We start from the raw sequence: 18385 nt of genomic DNA on the forward strand, positions 1-18385 counted from the left end.
CCGGGTCTCAGCCCTGCGGCTCGGGAAGCCGAAGTCGTTTGAGCGACACCGCGTTCAGCGCGACGATGATACTGGAGCCCGACATGGTCAGTGCGGCGATCTCCGGGCGGAGGGTGAATCCGAAGGCCGGTTCGAGCACGCCGGCGGCGATCGGGAGTGCGACCGCGTTGTATCCCACCGCCCACGCCAGGTTCTGATGCATCTTGCGCAGCGTGCCGCGGCCGATCCGCAAGGCGGTGGGCACATCGAGCGGGTCCGATCGCATCAGCACGACATCCGCGGTGTCGATGGCCACGTCCGTGCCGGCCCCGATGGCGATGCCGAGGTCGGCCCGTGCCAGCGCGGGCGCGTCGTTCACGCCGTCGCCCACCATCGCGACTTTCCTTCCGCCCGAATGCAATTGCGCGATGGTGTCGGCCTTGTCGCCGGGCAGCACCTCCGCGATGACCGTATCGATGCCCAATTCGGCCGCGATGCGATCGGCCGTGGCGCGATTGTCGCCGGTGAGCATCACGACTTCCACACCCAGATCGTGCATTTCGCGCACCGCCGCGGCGGCGGTCTCACGGGGTGCGTCGGCGATCCCGACCACCGCGACCGCCTTGTCGTCGACCGCCACCAGCACGGCGGTCTGGCCGCCGTCCGCGATCCGGGCCCGAGCGTCGGCCAATTCGCCGAGTTCGATCCCCTCCCGATCCAGCAGTCGCCGGTTGCCGACCACGACACGCTGCCCGTCGACCGTGGCGACGGCGCCGTGCCCCGGCACGTTCTCGAACTTCTCGGCCCGCGCCGGCGCGGCGCCGCGCTCCTGCGCGTAGCGGACGATCGCCTGTGCCAGTGGGTGTTCCGATTCCCGTTCGACCGCGGCCAGTGCCGCGAGCAGCCGGGGCGAGGGCTCCGCCGCCGCGGTCACGAATTCGGTGACGGCCGGTTCGCCCTTCGTCAGCGTGCCGGTCTTGTCCAGCACCACCACGTCGACGCGCGCCGCCGTCTCCAGGGCCAGCGCGTTCTTGAACAGCACGCCCCGACGAGCGCCCAGTCCGGTGCCGACCATGACGGCCGTCGGCGTGGCCAAGCCCAGGGCGTCGGGGCAGGTGATCACCACGACGGTGATGGCGAACAGCATGGCCGTGGCGAAGGTGGCACCGGCGAGCAACCATCCCACCAGGGTGGCCGCACCGCCGATCAGTGCGACCAGTACCAGCCAGAACGCCGCGCGGTCGGCCAGTTTCTGGCCCGGCGCCTTCGAATTCTGCGCCTGCTGAACCAGATTCACGATCTGCGCCAGCGCGGTGTCGGAACCGACCTTGTCCGCACGCACGCGCAGGGTGCCGTCGACGTTGATGCTCGCGCCGATCACCGGAGCACCCGGTTGTTTGTGCACCGGCAGACTCTCCCCGGTCACCATCGACTCGTCGACCTCGCTGTCGCCGTCTTCCACGACGCCGTCGACCGGGATCTTGGCGCCCGGCCGCACCAGCAGCAGATCACCGACGGCGACCTCGGCGGTGGGAATCTCCACCTCCTCGCCGTCACGCACCACCACCGCGCGCGGTGGCGCGAGGTCGAGCAGCGTGCGGATGGCGTCGGTGGCGCCGCCCCGGGCGCGCATCTCGAACCAGTGCCCGAGCAGCACGAAGGTGGCGAGCATGGTCGAGGCCTCGTAGAAGACCTCCCCGCCGCCGGTCAGCGTGATCGCGAGCGAATACAGCCATCCCGCCCCGATGGCGACCGCGACCAGCACCATCATGTCGAGGGTCCGCGCCCGCAGCGCCTGCCACGCACCGGTGAAGAAGATCGTCGACGAATACCCGACCACCGGCAGACTCAGGATCAGCGCCCACACATCCTGGCGTAGCCCGAACGGCACCGGCAGGTCGATGCCGAACATGTCCGTGGCCATCGGCGACCACACCATGACCAGCACCGAGAACACCAGCGCGACCAGGAATCGGTTGCGCATGTCGGCGGCCATCGCGGCCATCGACATGTCGTGGTGATCGTGGGTGCCGTGGTGACCGTGCGTGCCGTCGTGATCGTGCCTGGGTTCCGGTTCGTGCCGGTGCGCGCCGTCGGGACGAGACGGACCGGACGGCTCGGCCAGCGGATCGCAGATGTGCCGGGGAACCGATCGGCCGGAGCAGTGGATCCCGCAGTCGCGCAACCACTCCCGCAAGTCGTGGACCGAGGTCCGGCTCGGGTCGAAGCTGACTGTCGCGGTCTGGGCGGCGGGATTGACCGTGGCTTCGAGCACGCCGGGGCGGCGTTGCAGGACCCGGGTGGCGACCTGCCGCCGGCTCGCCCAGTGCAGGCCGTTCAGATCCAGTACGACGGTTTCATGGCCGTTGCCGTCCATGTGCACGACTCCTCTCGACCGGTCGAGTGATTACCAAGACCATATACCCACAGGGGGTATATGCCAAACGGGGCGCCTTCACCAGCCCTGGAAGGTCGCGACTCGCCACCCACACGGGCCGTCGTTAACATGGTCGGCTCGGGGGGCGACTATTCGGCGATGGATGTTTCGGGCGGCGGAGGTTCCGGTGAGGGTTTCGAACTCCCGCGGCGGGCGCGACACCGTCGATATCGCGCTGGTGGTGCCCGGTAGCGGACCGGCGGGCCTGTTCGGCCCCTCCTGTGAGGCGTGCGCCGCGCTGGCGGTGGAGGACATCAATCGCGCGGGCGGAATCCTCGAGCGGCCGGTGCGATTGCACACGGTCGATTCGGGCGCGCCGCTGCCACTGCTGGCCGAACATATCGATCGCATGATCGGCACCGGCGCCGTCGACGGCGTGGTGGGCTGGCACCTGTCCAATGCCCGCCGGGTGCTGACGCCACGCACGGCAGGGCGGGTCCCGTACGTCTACACCACGTTCTACGAGGGCGGCGAGAATTCCGACGGCGTGTACATGGTGGGCGAGACGCCCGATCATCAGCTCTTTCCCGCGCTGCGCTGGCTGCGCGCGGAGCAGGGCATCCGCCGCTGGTGCATCGTCGGCAACGATTACGTGTGGCCGCGCGAAACCGCCCGGGTCACCCGCGAGGCGGCGGCGTTCGGCGATATCGACATCGTCGGCGAGGCATTCGTCCCGCTCGGCAGCCGCGCCTTCGGTCCCGCGCTCGACCTGATTCGCCACTCCTCGGCGCAGGGGGTGCTGCTGTTGCTGGTCGGCGCCGACTGCGCGGCGTTCAATCGCGCCTTCGCCCGCGCGGGTCTCGACGAGCACCGGTTGCGGCTGAGCATGATGATCGGCGAGGACGTCCTGTTCGCGGGCGGCCCGGACAGCACCCGCGGATTGTTCACCGCCTCAGGCTATTTCGAGAGTGTGGTTTCGCCCGAGGCGATGGATTTCGGCAGCCGCTACACGGCTCGGTACGGCACCTTCGCACCCGCGCTGAACAATATCGGCGAATCCTGTTACGAGGGCCTGCTGCTGTTCGCCTCGCTGGCGGAGGCGGCGCGCAGCCTCGACGTGCGCGCCATCGAACGCCATGCCGCCCGGGTTCGCTACGGCGGCCCGCGCGGTGAGGTGAAGGTGCGCGGCGCGCACACCACCCAGCCGGTCTACCTCGCCGATGCCGACGGCGTCGACTTCGCGGTGGTGAGCGAATTGCGCCGCGCCTGAGCCGGATTCGGCTTCTCCGCGCTGTCCGCGGCGGGCCGGCCGAAGGGATCGCCCGGCCGCAGCCGTCCGATGAGTAGCACGATGGCGCCGCACCCGATGCCGATTCCGGCCGCGACGAGTCCCGGCACCGCGGTGACCGCGGCCTCCGCACTGCGGAACCAGGTGTGCGAATATTCGATCCGGCCGAGATCGCGGCCCTGCAGAGCCACCCCCGCGGACGGCACGAACAGAATGACGATGCCGACGACCGCGCTGGTCGCCCGCGGGCCGATGGCACATCCCAGCGCATATCCGGCGACCACCGCCAGTGCGATACAGCTCGGCACGGTTACCGCCGCGGTCGGGGCGTCCACCACCGACGAGCTCACCGCAGCGGCGATGGACAGCGCGACGGATCCGGCGACAGCCTGCAACGGCAGGCGAATGCGCCATCCGGCGTAGAGGCCGGCGCCCGCGGCCGCGACCACCAGCACGGTCGACCAGGCCGGCCGCGGAACGGTGAGCAGGGCCGACCCCGCCGAAGCGAAGGCCACCATGACCACCACCAGCATTCCGTCGCGTCCGGGAAGCAGCAGCGCCGCCACCGCGGTCGCGAGCAGCAGAAGCGCCCCGCCCACCAGAATCGATACGAGCGCGCCGCCGCGGGCCATCCAGACGGAGGTCCCGAGCGTCGCCGAGACGATCACGACCGCGGACACCACCGGTTTCAGCGGCACCACCGCACTGTCGTCGGGTTCCGGTCGCTGTTCTTGGCGAAAAAGCACGGCCGTGCAAAGCATCAGGACGAGTGCGACGACGATCATCCAGACCGGAGGCGCCCCACGCATGATGCCCTCCCCCGCGACGGTGGAGGCGAAATCCGGCGCCTGGGTGAGGTCGGCGAACAGAATCGAAGCCAGCGCACCGAACAGATACCCCCCGGCAGGGGCTCGCCGATGCCACACCGCCGTGGCCAGACAGCCCAGGATCACTCCGGCGAGCATGGAATCGACGTAGTTGAGCGTCGACAGGGTCCGAGTCTCCAGTTTCACCAGCAAGGTGTGGTTCACCAGCATCGCCGAGGTCGCACAGAAGACAGTGCACCAGGCCAGGCGGCTGCTGCCGATCGCCGCCGACACCGAGACCGCGATGACGGCGATCAGCGCGCCGGCGGTGAGGGCCAGCGGCATATTGAAGATCAGCAGGTCGACCTGCAGCGCCGATCCCGGCGACAGCCAGGATTGGCTGATCGGCATCATCATGGCCAGCCCGGCGATCGCGGCGATGACGCATGCGGCCGAGGTTTCCACGGCCACTCGCAGCCATTGCGCGTCGGTGATTCCGGCCGACAACCGATGTACGTGCCCCCGGATATCCGGGGAACCGAAAGTCACAGCACTCATGCCGGACTCCGTCCCCAGCAGGTAACGCCTGGTCGTGACTTCCCCGCCGATTCGTTAGCCGAATGATTGCGGGACCGACATTACCGGAGCACGAAAGCCCTCTTTCGACATCTGATCACCGTCTAAGAGCGAAAATCGGCAATTCGATGATGATTTGCTAACGGTTCGGTCGCGGCGGGTATAGCTTTCGTATCAATTCCCGCCGCGACCGCGTTTCCGCGCCCGTTCACCGCGATCGCCTCCGGTACGTACGGGCGCGCCCGTTGCCGGATCGTGTCCGTAATCCCGGACTGATCGACTACGGGCGCCGCGTGGATTACCTGGCTATATCGTCGGCGGGCGCCTCCCCGCCCTCGGGTCCGGCCGAGGAACTCGCACTGCGAAACAGCGGACGATGCGCCACCCCACCGGCAGGCGCCGGCGTCTCGATGGGTACCGGACTGTGGCTGAACAGATTCGGCTGCTCACTCATATCGGATGTCCTTCAGACTCTCACCATCGACGGCCCGTCCGGCCAGCGAATCGGCCGCACCGCTCGCGCGCACAGCGCACTGTGCGATTACCGACAGCACTTACAGTACACCCCCGATAACCGACCGCGGGCGCGACGAGCCGAGACCGGTCGTTCGCGTCGTGGCACGGAATCGGTTCGGCGGGCACACATTCCGCGACCGCGTGGGCGTCAGCCGCGGCCGTGGCGCAGTTCGTACTGCTCGCGTTCGGCCGCCGCGCGCTGCCGTTCCGCGATGTCGGCCAGTTCGGGATCGAGCCCGTGCTTGAGCAGGCGGTGCCGCCGATACACGTACATCAGCGCGATGGTGAAGTAGACCAGCGGGACGTACAGCAGCGCCGCCATCGACAATCCGATCCACAGCGGGCCCGGGACCAGCAGGAACAGGCACAGTACGGGGATGATCGGCACCAGGAATCGCAGCAGGTAGCGGCGGGCGGCGCCCGGCCCGGTCAGATCGCGAAGGACCCACTGCTGCATCGAGGGCGGCAGGGTGGCGCCGCAGATATAGCGCACGCGCTGAACCGGATTCGGCTTCTGCTCACTCATGGGTAGCTCCCTGGGTATCGGCGAGCGCGGCTCGCCGGGCGGCCTCGTTGACGCGGGTCAGCACCTCGCGCAGTTCCTCCAGATCGGCCAGGCTGACGCCCAGCCGCCGCACGACCGCCGGGGGGATCGACTCGGCCTGGCGGCGCAGCGCCCACCCGGCTTCGGTCAGATCGATCAGCAGTGTGCGTTCGTCGCGCGGATCACGGTGGCGGGTGATGAGGCCCGCCGACTCGAGCCGCTTGAGCAGCGGAGACAGCGTGGCGGAATCGAGTTGGATCGCCTCGGCGATGGCCTTCACCGACATCGGAGCCTCGCCCCACAGCGCCAGCATCACCAGATACTGCGGATGGGTGAGCCCCAAGGGCTCCAGCAGCGGGCGATACACCGTCAGCACCGATCGGTTCGCGACGGCCAGGGCGAAACACACCTGCCGGTCCAGCCGCAGCGGATCGTCGACGTCGGTTGTCATGCCACCTCCTCGTGTCGAGGCCAGATTAGCGTGCTAATAGTTAGTGCACAAACTATTAGTGCGCCATCACACACTCGGCGACGCGAACGAGACGCCTAGTAGTTATCGGTGAATCCTCGACAGAGGACAAGAGCCGAGCGATCTGCGCTTTCGCTTATCACTGGCAATTGAGCTATCTAGATGCAGTTACTTTGTCGGCGCCGCTCGGCAAGACGCATCGATTTCCGCGATTATGTTGACGTCAATTCACATGAGGTGATGTACTGTTCGCGACGACCGGCCGAGCTCGTGGTGCCCGTGGGTGTGATCGACCGGACCGTCCATCCGGGCTCGTTCCGTCGTGGTCCCCAGTTCCCGTCCGCATGGAGCGAGCCCGGATTTTCGCAAGCGGAGGCCGGCCGAGTGGCCGACACCCCCGCCGTCCGCGCGCTCATCGGCGCTCCGGCGCATGAATTGCCTGGGACTCGACCCGCATCGAGGCGACCGATTCGCCCTGCGCCGCTGTGCTGCGGCCACGCGAATCCGCATGGCGGTACTCCCCGGCCGCACACCGGACTGTGCGGCGGATCGGGCCGGTCCGCCGCACGCGTCACGGTCGGCAATCACCGTGCCGCACCGGTGGATTCAGACGAGAACTTTCTGCTTGCGGATCCGACGCTGCACATCCCGCATCATCATCTTCGTCCCGGAGAACCGAATGAACTTGGGGATGAAGCGGTTCACGAATCCCACGAACAGGAACAGATGCTCGAATCGGCGCTGATCGGCCGCGCTCCACTCCACGCCCATCTGTTCGCGGAAATGCGGAGGCAGGAAGCCGGCGGTCAGGAAGCGCAGCAGCCCACCGAAAAGCAGTCGCATGTACCAGTGGATCATCCGAAGATGCAGCAGGTCACCGATATACGCTCGGAAGGCGTCGTCGACGATAACCTGACGGCAGGCTTCGACCCAGTACTCGTCGAATTCGGCGCGCGTCTTCGGCCACATGTCGGGATGTACCTGCAGCGTGGTGCCGAAGGTGTCCGCGCCCTGATAGAACGCCTCGAGTTCCTCCGGTGACATCTTGCCGTTGATCAGCTGATGGGAGTCCTCGAAGCCGATGTAGATGCAGGCCGCGACATACAGCTGCAGATTGCGGTCGAAGGCGTTGTACTTCACCTTCGAGCCGGGTTTCGACCGCACCTGCCGGTGCGCGACGTTCACCGCCTCACGGAATTCCTTCTTCTCCTCGGGCGTGCCGAGAATCGCCACCGCCAGATACGAGGCCGTGGTGCGCAGTCGCTTCCACGGATGCACCATCAGCGCACCGGATTCCACGGTGCTCTCCATGACACCGGCCGCCACCGCGGGATGCGCGAACTGCATCGCGACGTTGGCCGCGGCGCCCGCGAACATCCAGAAATCCAGGGCGTCGGGCAGTTGCGCGGGGCGCTTACGCGGTGAGCGATAGAAGTCCGGGATGTGAATGCGCGTCTGCTCCAGAGTCAGCGGCGGCGTCTGCGCGACGTCGGGCTGCACAGCTCGCTCGTCCTCCGCCCGGCCTCGCCCGACCGGCAGTGATTCCTCCGGGACGTAGGAATCACTGTGCGGGTCGGTGTAATTCGGCTCCCAAGGCTGCGTTGCCGTTGTCATGCGAGTCCTCTCTCGGAACGTTTCGCCGGCGCGACCGGAGATGCGCCGGGCCCCGCGCTGCGGGGCGCGGGCGGTGCCGCCGGGATCGGCGGCACCATGCGACACGGGAGACCGAGGGGCCCGCCCGGCAGACCGGCTCGCCTCGGAGCCGACGCGACAACCACCGATGCGCGGTTACCGGCGCTCTCGCGGATTTCTCCCTCTGCCCCGGCGACATCCCCTCGTATACTCCTCAGGGTCGGCCCGGCCTCCACCATGTTACCCGCAATTCTCTCTCGATCAACGGGCCTAGAACGAAATATCCCGTACTTGAAGCCGTATTCCGTTATCTAAGTTGTCGCACATTCAAGGGCAGCTACGTCTGTCGCGCGGCGAGCCGTCCGAACAACGTCATCTCCATCAATCCGATCACCTGGGCTCGAGGGCAGATCTGCTGGTCGTTGCCGAACAGCCGCCCCAGACCGACGACGAGCCCGAATCCGGCATGGACCAGGATGCGGGCCTGCGCCCGCGCCAGCTCGGGCCGCGCATCCACCAGCAGTTCCACCCATTCGGCCACCACCAGCCGCTGGATATTGCGCAGCACCGTGCGCTCGTAGGCGCCGACACTGCCGAATTCGGCGTAGTAGACGAACGTCAGCTCGCGCTCGGCGAACGATCCCTCGACATAGAGGTCGATCAACCTCGCCAGCGCCTCCTCGGAGGTCTGTGACGCCTCCACCGCGGGTGCGATCGCGGCGGCCATCCGGTCGGCCACCCGCCGGAATGCCGCCGCCAGCAAGGCATCCTTACTGCGGTAGTACCGGTACACCGCCGAGGCCGCCGACAGTTCGGCCGCCGCCGCGATCTCCTCCACGCTCACATTGGGGTAGCCGCGCTCGTGGAACAGCTCGACCGCCTTGTTGAGCAGCACCTGATGTTTGAACGATTGCGGAATCTCGTTCGCTCGCACAGGTTCCGGCGGGTCGGCGGCCACCGGCAGGTCGGCGCGGATCAACGACCACGCGGCCTCGCTCAGCAGCACCGCGAGCGATTTCGCCGGCAGATGCGCGTGGTGGTCGCCGATACTGCTCACCACACTGAAGATCGCGACGGCACGCACCAGGCCCGCGCGGCGGGACAACTCAGGGCGCAGCTCGCCGATCAGCGCGCGCAGCGCGGAGATCGCGGTCTCGAACCGTTCGTCGAAGGTCCGGCGATCGTCGCGATCGAGGTAGCGCGCCTCCCACCGGGCCAGCGCGGCCGTGGGGCGATTGGCGATGGTGTCGGCCACGATGGCATCGATGACGAGTCCGAGTCGCGTTTCGGCGCTGTGGCTGTGCGCCTCCGCGGGCAGCGTCACCGCGGTCACCGCGGCCGTGGACAAGCGCAGCAGCTCCTCACGGAACAGCGCGTACTTGCTCGGATAGTGCCGGTACAGCGCGGCCGAGGAAATCCCCAGCCGGGCGGCGATGTCCTCCATGCTCACGCCGTGATAACCCAGCGATCCGAAGGCCGCCGCCGAGGCGGAGGCGATCTGCGCGCGGCGGTTCTTCGGCCGGCGGCGGATCACACGTTCGGGATTGTGCGTGGCCGGCGCCGTCGCCTTCGCACGCCCGTCCTGTGCGCGACTCACATTGTCCGCCAATTCTTTTCGCTGGCAAACCGCTACGACTGCGGCGGTAGCGGAGTCAGCGGCGTACTGATCTTGTCGACCAGCCAGCGATCGCCCTGCTTCTGCAGTCGCATGACCGTCGACAACTGGCCCGGTTCCGGTTTGCCCTGGGTGCCCAGGCTGGTGATGGTCTGGCCGATCACCACGATCGCCTCCGCGGAATTCTTGTCCCCGGAACGGATGGCGCACTGCACATCCGTCGACTTGGCGACGACCTCACCCTTGGCCAGGACGTCGCTGAGGTCCTTGCTGTTGGACTCGAACTGCTTCTTCCATTCACCGGAGGCGCCGGCCAGCACATCGCGGACGTACTGGTCGAGGTGCTTGGAATCGTAGGTCGAGACCACCGGGCCGTAGGCGCAGGCGGCCTGGCGGGCCTGCGCCTGCGCCTCCAGCACCTCCTCGTGATCCTTGTTCTGCAGGTAGAAGTAGATACTGCTGCCGATCGCGGCGCCCAGGACCAGAGCCGCCGCCGTCCGCAGACCGATCCGCACACCGCGTCCCCCGGCGGCCGGACGCAGTCGCGACAGCAGCGAAATCTTGGCCGCGGCCGTCGTTTCGGTGGGGCTCGACTCGGTGGTATCGGATGTCCCCGCCGCATCCGATCCGGCCGTATCGGACGCCGGGGCCGCCGCGGTCTCCGTTTCGTCGACGGTGTCGACCGTGGGTTCGCGCTCCTCGGCGCCTCCGCTTTCCTTGTCGCTCATCGCGTTCGCTTCCTAGTTGTCGGGTATGGGGCCGGGCGGGATGGGCGCCGACAGTTCGTTGCCGGTGACGCCCGGCGGCGGCCCGGACCCGTTGTCGGGGATGTTCGGCCGCGGCGCGTTGGCCGAACCACGCACCTGCAGTGCGGGATCGGCGGTGAGGCAGTAGTTGTACAGCCGCACCCGGGTGTCGGTCATGACCTTGGCCGGGGACACCGGAATCGTGTCGTAGTCGCAGGTGGGACGCGGCCAGAAGTCGGCGAGCGTGTGATAGGCGCCGTCGTGGGCGGGCACCCCGAGCGCTTGAATACCTTGGCGCAGTGCGGGAAACAGTGCCTCGATCGCCGGCTGCCGCAGTTTCGCCGCCTTGGTGATGGCGACGAAATTGGTGACCAGATCGGTCAGCGGATCCTGATTCTTCGCCACCACGTCGCCGAGCGTCGCCAGCTCGCCGGGCCCCTGGTCGAGGAATTTCCGGATCTCGTTGTCGGCGGCGGTGGCCTGCTGGAACAGCGCGCTGCCCGCCGCGGTCAGCGTGCTCAAATCGGGCTGCGCGTGCGAGGTGGTCTCCGCGATCACCTGCAGGTTCTCGAGCAGCTGCTGGGTCTGCGGCAGCAGATCGGACAGCCCCGCCATCGCACGACTGATCCCGGAGATCATGTTGCGCAATCGATCCGGGCCGCCGCCCAGCGCCTTGTCCAGCTCGTCGACGACCACGGTGAGCCGGTCCGGATTCATCCCGCCGATGAATCCGCTGAGGTCGGTCAGCAGATTCTGCACCGGGATCGGCACGCTGGTGCGTGCGCGCTCCACGACGGCGCCGTCGGACAGATACGGCCCGGTGTCGGCGTCGGGCCGGAAGTCCAGATACTGCTCACCCGCCGCGGACAATCGGCCGACGTGCACCGCGCCCCCGACGGGAATCTTCGCGCTGTCGTCGATTTCGGCGATCGCGTCGATTCCGTCGCCGGAAACCCGCACATCGGCGACCTTGCCGACCCGGGTGCCGCGGAAGGTCACGTCGTTGCCCGGAAGAATGCCACCCGAGGTGGCCAGCTGCACGGTGACGGTGAAGGTGTGCGGAAAAGGATTGAACCGCAGCACATATCGGGCCAGATATCCGGAGCCGATCACCAGCACCACGATCAGGCTGAGGTTGGCCAGGGCGATGCGGCGGCGCACCACCCAATTCCACAGCGGCGTATTCATCGCTCACCACCCTGCTGGGAAGGTTCGGCCGGCGTGCCGGGCGCTTCCGGCGGCGCCGCACCCGGCGCCGGTTGCGGCGGACTGATGACCCGGCCGAACACTTTCTCGAATACCTGCGCCAAACTGCCGGCGAACGCCGGAACGTCACCGATTTCGGGCCATCGGCTGCCGTGCGGATCGCTGAGGGCGCCGATGCTCAGATACGACACCACCGGCATGACGGCCAATCCCGAACCTCGCAGGCTGGCCATCAGCGGCGGATAGATGTCGTTGAGCCCGTCGAGCGCCTCGGTGAGATTGCCGCCCATTTCCGTGAAGCCCGACATCAATTTCTGAATGCTGTCGAACAGGCTCAGGAACTGCGGGCTGGTGGTGTCGGTGAAATCGCCCAGCGCCGCCATGGTGGTCGACACCTTGGTGGTGAGATCCACGATGCGCTGATTGTTCTCGTTCACCAGTCCGAGCAGTTGCGGGAAGGTGTCGGCGGCCGCGCCGAGTTCCTTTTTGCGCCTGGCCAATTCCCCGGACAGCGTATTCAATCCCTGCAGGGTGGCGTCGATATCGCCGGTGCGCTGATTGAGCGCGGCGATCACGCTGGTCATCTCGCTCAGCAGATGCGCCAATTGCGGTCCCCGCCCGGCGAACATCGAATTCATCTGCGTGGTGATCTGTGCGGCCTGGTTGATACCGCCGCCGTTGACCAGCATGGCCACCGACATCATCAACTGCTCGACGGAGGCCGCGGTGCCGGTGTGATCGGTGCCGATGGTGTCTCCGTCGCGCAGCGGCGGGCCCGCCTCCTGCGCGGACGGCAGGGTCATGGCCACCGACATGTCGCCCAGCGGCGTGGCCTGACGCAATTCCACCGTGGTCCCGCGCGGCAGCACGATGTCGGAGCGGATCTGCATCCGCACGTCGGCGATGAAATTCGTGGTCTCGATACCGGTGACGGTGCCGATATCGGTGCCGCCGATCCGCACGTGGGCGTGATCGGGCAGATTCAGCACATCGGTGAACGCGGCATGAACGGTATAGCCCGGACCGTCGATACCCGGCTTGGGCATCGGCACATTCTCGAGGGTCGGACCGCATCCGCTGATACCGAGTGTGGTGGCGGTCGCGACGGCGGTGAAAACGATGCCGCGGCGGGATGTTCTGCGCTGTGATCGTGTCATTTTCCGCTGATCCCCAGAAGTGCGGCGGTGAGTCCGAAATCGGGCCCCATATCGGCGATCCGGCCGGTCCGGCAGCCGTCGAGGCGCATCATCACCCGCTCACAGAAGGTCGAGAGCGCTTCACCGTCGAGCACCGATTTGTCGAGCAGGCCGTGCAGACGCAGCGCCTGATGTTCGTAACTGGTGGCGTTGGCGAGGTTTTCGAACATCAGCGGCGCGACATCCACGATTTCGGTGAGATTGCGGGCATTGGCACGCATCTGATCGCTGATCGCGACGAACCGGCTCAGGGCTCCGGCGAGCTGATCCTTGTTCTGCCCCACCACCGTGGCGGTATTGGCGACGAAATCGTTGAGCTGGGTGAGCACCGCCTGCAAGCCGGGCGCCTGATCGCCCATCAACTTCAGCAGTTCGGTGAGCCGGCCGCTGAAATCCCGCACAGTCTGATCGTTCTGGGCGATGACCTGAGTGATGTCGTTGAGTTTGACGATCGTGTTGGAGATCTGGTCCTTGTTGGCGAAGGTCGTCTCGAACGCACCCGAGAGCGCGTCCAGCGTCTCGCGCAGCTTATCGCCGTTGCCGTCGAGCAACGGGAACAACACCCGGCTGGCCATCGGCCCGGTGTCGCTGTCACCCTTCAGGGACGCACCCAACTGGTCGAAGGTCTGCATGATGCGGTCGAGTTCCACCGGTGTCCTGGTGCGCGGCAGAGGAATATGCGCGCCGTCGGCCATGGTGGGCCCGGTTCCGTCGTAGGCCGGCGCCAGTTCGACATGGCGGTTGGTGATCAGCTGCGGATTCACCAGTGCGGCCATGGCGTCGGCGGGCAGCTTCACGCTCTTGTCGACCTTCATGACCACCTGCACGTAGGTGCCCTTGGCCTCCACCGATTCGACCGTGCCGACCGGCACACCCAGCACATCGACCTCGTTGCCGGCGTAGAGCCCGGCCACATTGTCGAAGTCGGCGCTGATGCGCATGTTGTCGCCGAGCGCCTCGTTGGCGGCGGTGCCGAGCGAACCCGGCAGCAGCGAACAGCCCGAGCCGGCGGAGGCGACCAGGCACACCGCGGCCAGTTGGGCCAGTGCGCGCAGTTTCATCACTTACACCCCTGAACGACCTGTGCGAAACAGATCCAGTTGTCGGGGAACAGCCCCCACGGCACATACACATCGCCGTACGGTCCGTTGCCCAATACGTTGTTGAACTGCCGCAAGGTCACCGGCATGATCTCGTAGAGCCGGTCGAGGTTGGCCTTGTTCTTCTCCAGCCCCTCGGACATGGTGTTCAGATCCCGGATCATCGGGCCGAACTGGTTGTTGTTCTCCAATCCCATGTCCTGCAACAACTTCGACAGTGAGGCGACATTGTCGAGCAGGCTCTTCAGCAGCTGCTGGCGCTTCTGCACCGCCTGGCCGATGGCCTCGCCGCGGGTCAGCAGCATCAGCACGCTGTTCTGATTGTCGGCGACCAGCTGTGAGACCTGATCCATCCCCTTCAGCAGGGTGTCGACCTCGTCGCGGCGGTCGTTGATCACCTTGGCCAGCGAGCCGATGCTGTCGAGCGCCTGCACCGCCAGCTGCGGCGAATCGCCCATCTGCTGATTCATGGTGTCGAGGGCCTGGCGCAACTTCTGCGGGTCGATCCGCTCGATCCGTTCGAACGACGCCTTGTACTGCGGGTCCTGGATCACCTTGCTCAGGTTGTAGGGCACGCTGGTGTGGTCGAGCTTGATCCGGTTGTCCGGCAGCCCTTTTCCGTTGCCCGGAACGAGATCGACATGCAACCGCCCGAGGATGGTCGACATCTTGATCGCCGCGTGCGCGTCCGGGCCCAGTCGCAGATCGCGGCGCACCTTCAGGTCCGCGACCACCTTGGCGCCGTCGAGCCGCACCGCCCGCACCGCGCCCACCTCGATCCCCGAGACGTCGACGGTCGCACCGGCGCGCAGCCCCGCGGCCTGCGCGAATTCGGCGCGAATCGTCTTGTCCCCCAACCGCGCCTGGGTCAGCGCACTGGAGCCGAGCAGCAGGATCAGCACGGTCGCCGAGGCGATCAGGCCGAGCCGCAGATACCGGTTGCGCAGGAAGCCGAACACTTTCGGCAACCTCGGTCGCGAGAACCTCGCCATCATCGGCACACCTCCGAATGCGCGTTGCCACCGATCTGGGAGAACAGGCCCGGCGGCAGCAGCACGCCCCACAGCGAGACGTCGAGACCGCAGAAGTAGGCGTTGCCGTAGGCGCCGTAGCTGGAGAACTGGGCCACCCGGTTCAGCACGTTCGGCAGTTGCACCGCCGCCCGGTCCAGCGCCGCGCCGTTGAGCAGCAGCAGCGCCACGCCGGTGGTGGCCTTGTTCTGCGCGGCCGCGATACCGGGTTTGACCTGGGCGACCAGCCCGACCAGCGCATCGGTCGAGGTGGCGACCTGGTCGACCGACGACTTCAACGCCTCACCCTGGGCGTAGAGCCCGTCCATCAGCGAACGGGTCTGGGTGATCAGGGTTTCCAGCTCGTTGCTGCGATGCGCGAGGCCCGCCATCACACTGCTGAGGTTGGAGACCACATCGCCGAGGATCTTGTCGCGCTGGCCGAAGGTTCCGGCCAGCTGCGCGGCCTGCGTGATCAAGGTGCTCAGCGAGACCTGGTTGCCCTGCAGCGCCTGAATCAGCGTCTCGGACAGCGAATTCACCTGATCGGGCTGCAGCACCGAGAACAGCGGTTCGAAGCCGGACAGCAAGGCCGACACATCGAACGACGGCTCGGTGTGCTCGAGCGGAATTCGCCCGCCCGCCGGCAACTGTCGGCCCGCGTCCTTACCCGGCGCCAGCGCGACGTAGCGCTGACCGATCAGATTCTGGTACCGCACCATGGCCTTGGTCGTGGTGGTCAGATGTTGATTGCTCCGGATGCTGAACTCCACCCCGGCCTTGTAGTCGCCGACGAAGTCGATCTTGTCCACCCGGCCGACCCGCACCCCGGCCATCCGCACGTCGTCCCCGACGCGCAGTCCGAGCACATCGGAGAAGACAGCCGAATATCGAGTGGTCGAGCCCGGCACCGTGCGCTGCAACGTGCCGTAGATGGTGGAGGTCAGCGCGATCGCGATCACCGCGAAGATTCCGAAACCGATCAGTGCCTTCGTCGATTTCACTGCGTCACACCGCCTTCCGGCATCTCGCCGACGGTCAGATAGCCACCGGCGAGCACCGGCCCCAGCAGCAGGAGCTGCGCCAGATTCGGCAGGCCCCCCACCACCGCGGCGACCGCGGCGGGTCCACGCAGTGCGGCGGGACGGATGGCCGCCGGATCAGCGGGCGTGGCCTGGTAGGCGGCCGGTGCGGTGATGCCGGGGATCAGCGGCAGACTCGGCAGACCGGGCAGCGCCGGAACGCCGGGCAGAACCGGCAGACCGGGGATCAGCGGCTGCTGTGCCGGCGCGGTCGGTGCCACGGCCGCCGGGGTCGGCCGAGGCCCGGCCGCGTCCAGCCAGCGGGGCAGCTGCTGCGGTGGATACTCCTGTGGCGGAGCGACATTCGGTACGGTAGCCCCACCGCAGCGCGGGCCGTACTCGTCACCATAGTGCGGGCAGTCCTGCGCGGTGTACTGCTGGAACGGCGTGAGCGAGGCGTCCATCGCCCACACCATCTGGTGTTTGGGGCCCCAGTGGAACGTGGTCTTCAAACGCTGCAACGCCGTATTGAGGTTGGCGGCGGTGAACGGAATGGCCTCGGGATCCTTGGCCAGACCGCCGAACAGATCGTCCAGACCGGCGACGAGGAATTTGCCCGAATCCGGATTGCGCGCGAACAGGTGGTTGACCGAATCGACGGCGCCGCCCGCATTCGTCAGCAGCGCGACGAGATTCGAGCGCCGCTCGGTGAGGGTGCGAGCCGTCGTCACCGAATCCGACAGCACTCCCACCAATTCCGGCGCCGACTGGCTCAGCGCGGTGGCGGCACGGCCCAGATCACCCAGCAGGTCGCCGATATCGGGAATGTCGTGCACCTGGGTGAGCCAGGTGTCGAGCCGCTCCACGGTCGAACCCGGCACCCGCGCCGAGGGTTCCAGCGCCGCGGACAGCGTCGCCAGCACCCGGCCGAGCTTCTCCGGCTGGATATTGCTCAGCACATTGCGCAGCACGTTGAGCGTGGTCTGCAATTGGATGGTCGCCGTGCCGGTGTCCTGGGAAATGGTCGAGCCGGAATGCAGTTTCGCGGTGTCGGGCCCGTTGTCGACCAATTCGATCGCCGTCACGCCGAACAGATTGTTGGGGATGACGCGGGCGGTGACGTTGGCCGGAATCGCCTCGGCGACATGCGGTTTCAACGCGATATCGGCGCGCTGCCGCTCCCCTTTCGCCACCACCTCCACCGAATCGACGGTGCCGACGACCATGCCTCGGAATTTCACGTCGGCATGTTTGGGCAGGCCGTCTCCGGTACTGGTCAGCACGGCATGGACGGGCACCTTCTCGGTGAAGCGACCGGTGTAGCGCAGCGCCAGCAGATACAGCAGCGCGGCCACTACGAGCAGCATCGCGATACCGGCCAGCGTGAGCTGGCGAGCGGTCGCACCGCGGCCACTGGGATCGAGAATCACGAACGACACCTATCCTGAGATCCGGAATCCGGGGTCGATGCCCCAAATCGCCAGGGTGAGAAAGAGATTCGCGAAGACCATCACGACGATCACCATCTTGATCGCCCGCCCGGCCGCGACCCCGACTCCCTCCGGGCCGCCGCTGGCGACATAGCCGTAGTAGCACTGGATGAAGGTCGCGAGCAGCGTGAAGATCACGACCTTCAGCAGCGAATAGAAAACGTCCGGCCCGATCAGGAACTGGAAGAAGTAGTGGTCGTAGGTCCCCGCGGTGGTGCCGCCGAGGAACAGCACCGTCAGTTTCGTGGTCAGGTAGGCGGCGGCCAGACCCACGCTGTAGAGCGGCACGATCGTCACCGTCGCGGCGATCATCCGGGTGCTGACCAGGTACGGCAGCGGCCGGATCGCGCACGATTCCAGCGCGTCGATCTCCTCGGAGATCCGCATCGAGCCCAGCTGCGCGGTGAACCGGCAGCCGGATTGGATCGCGAAGGCCAGGGTCGCCAGGATGGGCGCCAATTCGCGCGTGGTCGCGAATCCGGCGATGGCGCCGGTCAGCGGACTCATGGTCAGGAGGTTCAACGCCGTGAACGACTCCATTCCGACGATGATGCCGCCGAACGAGCACAGGATGAACACCACGCCGATGGTGCCGCCACCCACGATCAGCGACCCGTTACCCCAGCTCACATCCGCGGTCAGCCGGGCGAGTTCCTTCCGATAGTGCTTGACCACGAACGGAATCGCGGCCACCGCCTGGAAGAAGGTGATGGTCTGATGCCCGAGACGCTGGTTCGCGTGCACCGGTGCGAGCGCGGCGTTTCCGACGGCCCGCAGCGGCCGGGCTACGGGCGGGGTGTAGGAACTGGCCAT

Annotated in this window: 16 protein-coding genes; 1 reads left to right on the forward strand and 15 read right to left on the reverse strand. The window is 67.0% G+C overall.

The window, feature by feature from the left end; translation table 11 throughout:
- Positions 1-7: 7 nt before the first annotated feature.
- On the reverse strand, positions 8-2356 hold the full coding sequence (locus tag NE2_RS01840; RefSeq protein WP_063023179.1) for a heavy metal translocating P-type ATPase: 2349 nt from the start codon (positions 2354-2356) through the stop codon (positions 8-10).
- A 187-nt stretch (positions 2357-2543) separates the two neighbouring features.
- On the opposite strand from NE2_RS01840, the gene NE2_RS01845 reads away from it, so the two are divergent.
- A complete protein-coding gene (locus tag NE2_RS01845; protein WP_233429613.1) occupies positions 2544-3626 on the forward strand; it encodes a substrate-binding domain-containing protein in 1083 nt (360 codons plus the stop codon).
- Here NE2_RS01845 and NE2_RS01850 read toward each other — a convergent pair.
- The 14 genes from NE2_RS01850 to NE2_RS01910 all read right to left on the reverse strand — a co-directional run bounded on the left by NE2_RS01850 (position 3566) and on the right by NE2_RS01910 (position 18385).
- Positions 3566-5008, reverse strand: a complete 1443-nt coding sequence (locus tag NE2_RS01850) for a hypothetical protein (RefSeq protein ID WP_146165198.1) — start codon at positions 5006-5008, stop codon at positions 3566-3568. The two genes, NE2_RS01845 and NE2_RS01850, sit on opposite strands and share 61 nt — an antisense overlap.
- 316 nt (positions 5009-5324) lie before the next feature.
- A complete protein-coding gene (locus NE2_RS35410) occupies positions 5325-5480 on the reverse strand; it encodes a hypothetical protein (protein WP_156055636.1) in 156 nt (51 codons plus the stop codon).
- Positions 5481-5690: 210 nt separating this feature from the next.
- On the reverse strand, positions 5691-6068 hold the full coding sequence (locus NE2_RS01855) for a DUF5313 family protein (protein WP_063023185.1): 378 nt from the start codon (positions 6066-6068) through the stop codon (positions 5691-5693).
- A complete protein-coding gene (locus tag NE2_RS01860) occupies positions 6061-6537 on the reverse strand; it encodes a MarR family winged helix-turn-helix transcriptional regulator (protein WP_063023187.1) in 477 nt (158 codons plus the stop codon). The genes NE2_RS01855 and NE2_RS01860 overlap by 8 nt, the downstream gene beginning before the upstream one ends.
- A 624-nt stretch (positions 6538-7161) precedes the next feature.
- Positions 7162-8169 carry an oxygenase MpaB family protein gene (locus tag NE2_RS01865; protein ID WP_084493679.1) on the reverse strand — a complete coding sequence of 336 codons (1008 nt, stop codon included), beginning with the start codon at positions 8167-8169 and terminating at the stop codon, positions 7162-7164.
- A gap of 355 nt (positions 8170-8524) precedes the next feature.
- Entirely contained in the window at positions 8525-9784 is a 1260-nt protein-coding gene (locus NE2_RS01870; protein ID WP_063023387.1) for a TetR/AcrR family transcriptional regulator, read from the reverse strand.
- A gap of 32 nt (positions 9785-9816) precedes the next feature.
- Positions 9817-10530, reverse strand: coding sequence for an Rv1363c family protein (locus NE2_RS01875; protein ID WP_063023191.1), 714 nt, complete (start codon positions 10528-10530; stop codon positions 9817-9819).
- A gap of 12 nt (positions 10531-10542) precedes the next feature.
- Positions 10543-11736 carry an MCE family protein gene (locus NE2_RS01880; RefSeq protein WP_063023193.1) on the reverse strand — a complete coding sequence of 398 codons (1194 nt, stop codon included), beginning with the start codon at positions 11734-11736 and terminating at the stop codon, positions 10543-10545.
- Positions 11733-12911, reverse strand: a complete 1179-nt coding sequence (locus NE2_RS01885) for an MCE family protein (protein ID WP_084493680.1) — start codon at positions 12909-12911, stop codon at positions 11733-11735. Before NE2_RS01885 ends, NE2_RS01880 begins: the two co-directional genes overlap by 4 nt.
- Complete coding sequence (locus NE2_RS01890) at positions 12908-14011, reverse strand: MCE family protein (RefSeq protein ID WP_030515600.1); 1104 nt, start codon at positions 14009-14011, stop codon at positions 12908-12910. Before NE2_RS01890 ends, NE2_RS01885 begins: the two co-directional genes overlap by 4 nt.
- Entirely contained in the window at positions 14011-15045 is a 1035-nt protein-coding gene (locus NE2_RS01895) for an MCE family protein (RefSeq protein ID WP_063023392.1), read from the reverse strand. The genes NE2_RS01890 and NE2_RS01895 overlap by 1 nt, the downstream gene beginning before the upstream one ends.
- On the reverse strand, positions 15042-16064 hold the full coding sequence (locus NE2_RS01900; protein ID WP_030515598.1) for an MlaD family protein: 1023 nt from the start codon (positions 16062-16064) through the stop codon (positions 15042-15044). The genes NE2_RS01895 and NE2_RS01900 overlap by 4 nt, the downstream gene beginning before the upstream one ends.
- Entirely contained in the window at positions 16061-17512 is a 1452-nt protein-coding gene (locus NE2_RS01905; protein WP_063023394.1) for an MlaD family protein, read from the reverse strand. Before NE2_RS01905 ends, NE2_RS01900 begins: the two co-directional genes overlap by 4 nt.
- 9 nt (positions 17513-17521) lie before the next feature.
- On the reverse strand, positions 17522-18385 hold the full coding sequence (locus NE2_RS01910) for an ABC transporter permease (RefSeq protein WP_030515596.1): 864 nt from the start codon (positions 18383-18385) through the stop codon (positions 17522-17524).

Source organism: Nocardia elegans NBRC 108235, from assembly GCF_001612845.1.
GTDB lineage: Bacteria > Actinomycetota > Actinomycetes > Mycobacteriales > Mycobacteriaceae > Nocardia > Nocardia nova.

What these genes read in the sequence shown, in the direction of transcription:
- NE2_RS01850 (WP_146165198.1), bottom strand. Translation starts at nt 5,008, where the DNA reads ATGAGTGCTGTGACTTTCGGTTCCCCGGATATCCGGGGGCACGTACAT.
- NE2_RS01875 (WP_063023191.1), bottom strand. Translation starts at nt 10,530, where the DNA reads ATGAGCGACAAGGAAAGCGGAGGCGCCGAGGAGCGCGAACCCACGGTC.
- NE2_RS01855 (WP_063023185.1), bottom strand. Translation starts at nt 6,068, where the DNA reads ATGAGTGAGCAGAAGCCGAATCCGGTTCAGCGCGTGCGCTATATCTGC.
- NE2_RS01860 (WP_063023187.1), bottom strand. Translation starts at nt 6,537, where the DNA reads ATGACAACCGACGTCGACGATCCGCTGCGGCTGGACCGGCAGGTGTGT.
- NE2_RS01890 (WP_030515600.1), bottom strand. Translation starts at nt 14,011, where the DNA reads ATGAAACTGCGCGCACTGGCCCAACTGGCCGCGGTGTGCCTGGTCGCC.
- NE2_RS01895 (WP_063023392.1), bottom strand. Translation starts at nt 15,045, where the DNA reads ATGATGGCGAGGTTCTCGCGACCGAGGTTGCCGAAAGTGTTCGGCTTC.
- NE2_RS01865 (WP_084493679.1), bottom strand. Translation starts at nt 8,169, where the DNA reads ATGACAACGGCAACGCAGCCTTGGGAGCCGAATTACACCGACCCGCAC.
- NE2_RS01885 (WP_084493680.1), bottom strand. Translation starts at nt 12,911, where the DNA reads ATGACACGATCACAGCGCAGAACATCCCGCCGCGGCATCGTTTTCACC.
- NE2_RS01840 (WP_063023179.1), bottom strand. Translation starts at nt 2,356, where the DNA reads ATGGACGGCAACGGCCATGAAACCGTCGTACTGGATCTGAACGGCCTG.
- NE2_RS35410 (WP_156055636.1), bottom strand. Translation starts at nt 5,480, where the DNA reads ATGAGTGAGCAGCCGAATCTGTTCAGCCACAGTCCGGTACCCATCGAG.
- NE2_RS01880 (WP_063023193.1), bottom strand. Translation starts at nt 11,736, where the DNA reads ATGAATACGCCGCTGTGGAATTGGGTGGTGCGCCGCCGCATCGCCCTG.
- NE2_RS01910 (WP_030515596.1), bottom strand. Translation starts at nt 18,385, where the DNA reads ATGGCCAGTTCCTACACCCCGCCCGTAGCCCGGCCGCTGCGGGCCGTC.